Below are 1,140 nucleotides of genomic sequence, written 5' to 3'. Positions count from 1 at the left end.
CCAGAAGCGTTTGGGGATCCGCCCCGCGAGGCGGGCGGCGTGCCCGGCCCGGACCGCCTCGCGCATCGCCGCGGCCATGAGCGGCGGGTTCTCCGCCCGGGTGACGGCAGTGGCGAGCAGGACACCGTCGCAGCCGAGTTCCATGGCAAGTGCGGCGTCGGAGGCGGTGCCGATCCCCGCGTCGCAGATCACCGGAACTCCGGCGCGCTCGACGATCATCTCCAGGTTGTGCGGGTTGCAGATCCCGAGCCCGGTGCCGATCGGTGCGCCCAGGGGCATGACCGCGGCGCAGCCCACGTCCTCCAGGCGGCGGGCCAGGACGGGGTCGTCGGTGGTGTAGGGAAGGACGACGAAACCGTCGTCGACGAGGTCTTCTGCGGCCTCTACCAGTTCCACCCCGTCGGGCAGGAGCGTGCGCTCGTCGGCGATCACCTCGAGCTTCACCCAGTCGGTGCCGAGCGCCTCGCGGGCGAGCCGGGCGGTCTTGACGGCCTCGGTGGCGGACCTGCAGCCGGCGGTGTTGGGCAGCGGGCGGATGTCGAGCTCTTTCAGCATCCCGAGCAGCCCGAGTCCGTCTGAGCCCAGCCGCAGGTCGACCTTGCGGATCGACACGGTGGTCAACGCGGTCCCCGAGGCGATCAGCGCCTCGCGCAGGACCTCCTGGTTACCGGCGCCGCCGGTGCCCGTGATGAGCCGCGAGGAGATCTCCTCGCCCGCGATCACCAGGGGTGAGTCCAGCACCGCGGCAACGTCGGACGGGTACGCGGACGGCCCTGCGACGCCGTGAACCGGGGTCGCGGTCGGGTCAGCCACCCTGGACCGCCGTGAGGACGTCGATCTCCGCGCCCGCACCGAGCGGGGCGTCGTCCCAGCCCGAGCTGGGCACCACCACGCCGTCGACGGCGATGGCGACGCCCTCGTCGGGCAGGTCCAGCTCGGTGACGAGTGCGCGGACGGTCGCGCCGTCGGCCAGGGTGCGGTCCTCCCCGTTCACCGTGACGATCATGGGCCCTCCTAGTTCCGGGTCGCGGCTGTACGTCTCCACCGTAGTCGCCTGCGCGGGGTGCCCGGCGACGTCGGTGCGGTGGCCCCACGGCGCCCGGCACCCGGGGCTCACCCGCGGGCGAAGCGGTCGGGAGC

General features: G+C 73.2%; 2 protein-coding genes. Both read right to left on the bottom strand.

What is annotated here, in order from left to right; translation table 11 throughout:
* A partial coding sequence (gene thiG, locus G6024_RS06345) for a thiazole synthase (protein WP_159148314.1) occupies positions 1-741 on the bottom strand: 741 nt, incomplete at its 3' end.
* A gap of 64 nt (positions 742-805) precedes the next feature.
* Positions 806-1,006 carry a sulfur carrier protein ThiS gene (thiS, locus tag G6024_RS06340; protein WP_017836465.1) on the bottom strand — a complete coding sequence of 67 codons (201 nt, stop codon included), beginning with the start codon at positions 1,004-1,006 and terminating at the stop codon, positions 806-808.
* Between the last annotated feature and the right edge of the window lie 134 nt (positions 1,007-1,140).

Source organism: Dietzia maris (assembly GCF_014144855.1).
Taxonomy (GTDB): Bacteria; Actinomycetota; Actinomycetes; order Mycobacteriales; family Mycobacteriaceae; genus Dietzia; species Dietzia kunjamensis.
This window is presented reverse-complemented; position numbering and strand designations above follow the sequence as displayed.

Bases quoted from the DNA above. Each gene is read 5' to 3' on its own strand.
- thiS (WP_017836465.1), bottom strand. From the start codon at position 1,006: ATGATCGTCACGGTGAACGGGGAGGACCGCACCCTGGCCGACGGCGCG.